2 protein-coding genes are annotated in these 3,710 nt (G+C 64.5%); both read right to left on the reverse strand.

Going from position 1 to position 3,710, the window contains the following annotated elements:
- Positions 1-258 precede the first annotated feature (258 nt).
- A complete protein-coding gene (locus AAGA68_27255; GenBank protein MEM9388769.1) occupies positions 259-2,184 on the reverse strand; it encodes an ATP-binding cassette domain-containing protein in 1,926 nt (641 codons plus the stop codon).
- A 339-nt stretch (positions 2,185-2,523) separates the two neighbouring features.
- Complete coding sequence (locus AAGA68_27260; GenBank protein ID MEM9388770.1) at positions 2,524-3,306, reverse strand: sulfotransferase domain-containing protein; 783 nt, start codon at positions 3,304-3,306, stop codon at positions 2,524-2,526.
- Positions 3,307-3,710: the final 404 nt, after the last annotated feature.

Raw genomic sequence — 3,710 nt, forward strand, 5'->3', positions numbered from 1 at the left:
CAACCCTGAGAACGCCTCACAGGCACTCGCTCAGCTGCGGTCAACGACATAAGATATCATCTCAGGGGCTCAACGCCACACCTCATGATTAAATCAGTATAGTGTAATGTCCCAGAAGTTCTTTGAAAAATACGCGGGTACTTTTCGCCCCTGAGTACGTTGCTCCTCCCCCGTGGGGCCTGCCACGCTCGTCGTCGCGCCGCACCCAGGAACGAAAAGCCCTGTGCGTATTTTTCAACGAACTTCTGGGACAGCACACTAGCGTTTCTCAGGTACCTGCAGCGCCGCCTGCATGGTCTCCAGCTCATCCCACCGGGTGATAGCTTGATCTAGGGCTGACTTGGCAGCCTCCAGCGCAGCGAGGGCAGGCTTGACCTTCTCTTCAAAGGGCTGATCGTAGAAGCCATCGAGGGCGACGTCCGCTTCGAGGTCGGCCACGGTGGCCTCCATCGTCTCGATCTGCCCAGGCAGGGCGTCCAGCTCGCGTTGGAGCTTGTAGCTGAGTTTTTGGTTCGGGCGAGGGCGTGATCGCTGGGCATCTGCCTGCTCCTTGCGCTTGTCGGCGCTGGCATCGTCGCGGACAGCCAGGCGGCGGCCGTGCTCTAGCCAATCGGAATAGCCGCCCACGTAGCGTTCGATCTCTCCGCCCTGTTCGAACACGAGGACGCTGGTGACCACGTTGTCGAGAAACTCGCGGTCGTGGCTCACCACGATCAGCGTACCGGTGTATTCCACCAGCCGATTCTCCAGCACCTCTAGGGTCTCCACGTCGAGATCGTTGGTGGGCTCGTCGAGCACCAGCAGGTTGGTGGGGCGGGTGAAGAGCTGGGCCAAGATCAGGCGATTGCACTCGCCGCCGGAGAGCACCTTGACCTTCTCCCGGGCGCGCTTGGCGCTGAATAGGAAGCCGCGCAGGTAGCCGATTACGTGGCGCTGCTTGCCGTTGATAGGGATGTAGTCGCGACCGTCGCCAACGATGTCCGCCACGGTCCGTTCGCCGTCGAGGTCGCGGCGCAGCTGGTCGAAGTAGCCCACCTCGAGGTTGGTGCCGAGCTTCACGGTGCCCATCTGTGGCTGCATCTCGCCCAGCATGAGTTTGAGCAGCGTGCTCTTGCCGACGCCGTTGTTGCCGACCAGGCCGATTCGGTCGCCGCGCATGATCTGCAGACTCAGTCCCTCGATCACTTGATGATCATCATAGGCGTAGTGCGCGTTGCGCACGGTGATCACCTTGCGCCCGCTCTGGTCCGCCTGCTCCACGGAGATGCGCACCTTGTCTTTCGGCTTGAAGGCTTGGCGCTGGGTGTACTCATCGCGCATGGCCTTTAGGGCGCGCACGCGACCCTCGTTGCGTGTTCGCCTGGCCTTGATGCCCTGGCGGATCCACGCTTCCTCTTGGCCGAGACGCTTCTCGAACAGCTCGCTCTCTTTGGCTTCCGCCTCCAGCGCCGACTCCTTTTGGCGCAGGAAATTGCGATAGCCGCCGGGCCAGGAATTCAGTAGGCCGCGATCGATCTCCACGATGCGCGTGGCGAGGCGTTCGAGGAAGGCGCGGTCGTGGGTGATGAAAAGGACGCTGCCGCGAAAGCCCCGCACGCGATCCTCGAGCCACTCGATGGTGGAGAGGTCGAGGTGGTTGGTGGGCTCATCGAGGAGCAGCAGATCGGGGTTACCGACGAGCGCCCGCGCGAGCGACACCCGTCGGCGCCAGCCGCCGCTGAGCGCGTTCATGCGCTGGTCGATGGGCAGCTCGAGTTCCGAGGCAATCGTCTCCACCCGTTGATCGGGTTGCCATCCACCGTGGGCTTCGATGTTGCGTTGGAGCGCTTCGAGCTCCTTCAGCGCCTGCGGCTCCTCGCCAGCCCGTGCCGAGCGGCGCTCGAACTCCTCGAGTAGAGCACGGTGCCCCTCGAGCCCCTGGAGGACGAACTCACGCACGGTTACGTCCAGCGCCTGCGGCAAGTCCTGGTCGAGGGTCGCGATGTGGCAGTCCGGGTGACGCACCACGTCGCCGCTGTCGGGCAGCATCGTGCCGCGCACGAGCTTCATGAGCGTGGACTTACCGGCGCCGTTGCGGCCGATTAGGCAGACGCGCTCCTGCTCGTCGACCTGGAAGGTCGCGCCGCGGAAGAGCACGGTATCGCCGAATTCGAGGTGGACGTCGGTGACGCTGACGAGCGTCATGGGCGTAGGCCTGGGGTGGTGAGCGGCGCATGAGTATACCCGGCGCCCCGGTCGGCTGCGCTGGTCACCTCTGCCGGCCCGCCCCACGCATGGCGCAGGAACCGAGCCTCGCCGCCTGGGTGTTCGCCAGCGCAGGCCGGGAGACGACACGCGCCCACAGTGATGTCGGCGTGGCGGTGAGGTTTTCCAGCGCGCCGCAGGGCACGCTAGGCGCGCCCGCGGCGCGGCTTCCTCCTAGATGAACGTATTACCAGCGCACGAATCGCTTAGGTAATCTGGCAGCGGTCGCTGCGGCGGTGGATGAGCGCCTAGGCGATCGCTAGCTATGTCCAGCAAACGCTAACCACCTCGGCGATTCGAGTAGGTGTGCGATCGCTGTGGGGCAATCGACGCCACTGCCTGATGGGTGTACGCCTCCAGGTCGAGTGCCTCACTCCCTTCGGCACGCGTGGCCCAGGCGTGGACAATACGTTCGACCGCCGGCGCGCGAGTTGCCGGATTGGCGAGGTCCTCGTAGCGCACGATCAGTACCCGCGGATCGTCACGCCACCCTTCGTAGGGTCGAACGCGCTCGGCGAACGCGGGATATAGATCGGGGCGGCTGGGCGAACCCTTGCGTACGCGCTCAATGCACGCCGGTGCATCTAAGCCCCGAAACTCCCGCGCCATCCGGTGGAAGCGGTTCATGTGCTTCAGGTAGTGCGCCTCAGAGCGGATGATCTCCTCGTACTCGCGCACGATCATAAGGTGCAGCGCGTTGATCGTCTCGAGCTTTGCAGAGGTCGCTTCGCTGTAGTGCAAGTGCGCGCCGAGTGCCTCGCCGGGCACCACCCGATCGAGGTGAAACGCGATCGATCGCTCGGAGCGTTTGCGTAGGTCGAGGGATGAGGCCCAGGAGAGGAAGCTGCCGTAATAACGGGCGCGCGGCAGGGCGCGAGCAATCTGTAGAAGTAGGTGGGTGCCGCTCTTGGGGATGGAGTTGGCGATGACCGGCGGCGCGCGGCGATAGTCGTCGGGCCGCGCCGTGAAGCGACGTGCCGTGCGCGGGCCCTGAAGCGAGTAGGCGATGGCCTTGCGCGCCACGTTGGAGCGCTGGGCGAGTGGGCTATCGATGGGATGCAACGCGTGCGCTCGGCATGGCTATCTCGGGGTGGATGATACGGCCGTGGGTCGGCTGGGCGGTAGGACCTGCGCCCGCTGCGGCGCTAGTGTGCTGTCCCAGAAGTTCGTTGGAAACTACGCACGGGGCTTTTCGTTCCTGGGTGCGGCGCGAGGACGAGCGTGGCAGGCCCCATGGGAGGAGGAGCAACGTACTCAGGGGCGAAAAGTACCCGCGTATCTTTCAACGAACTTCTGGGACAGCACACTAGTTGCCGCCCCCGCCCCCGCCCCCGCCCCTGCCATCGCCTTGGGAAGCTGCCTTGTTGGCGATGAGTGCGTTGAGCGTCCTGACCAGCGGTCGACCCCCGAGGGTGGCGCCAAATGGCGTCGTCGCCGGGTAGGGACATCATGATTTTTGACGCGTC

The organism is Pseudomonadota bacterium, from assembly GCA_039193195.1.
Classification (GTDB): domain Bacteria; phylum Pseudomonadota; class Gammaproteobacteria; order Steroidobacterales; family JBCBZW01; genus JBCBZW01.

Coding starts and splice junctions, on each gene's coding strand:
- AAGA68_27255 (MEM9388769.1), bottom strand. CDS start 2,184: ATGACGCTCGTCAGCGTCACCGACGTCCACCTCGAATTCGGCGATACC.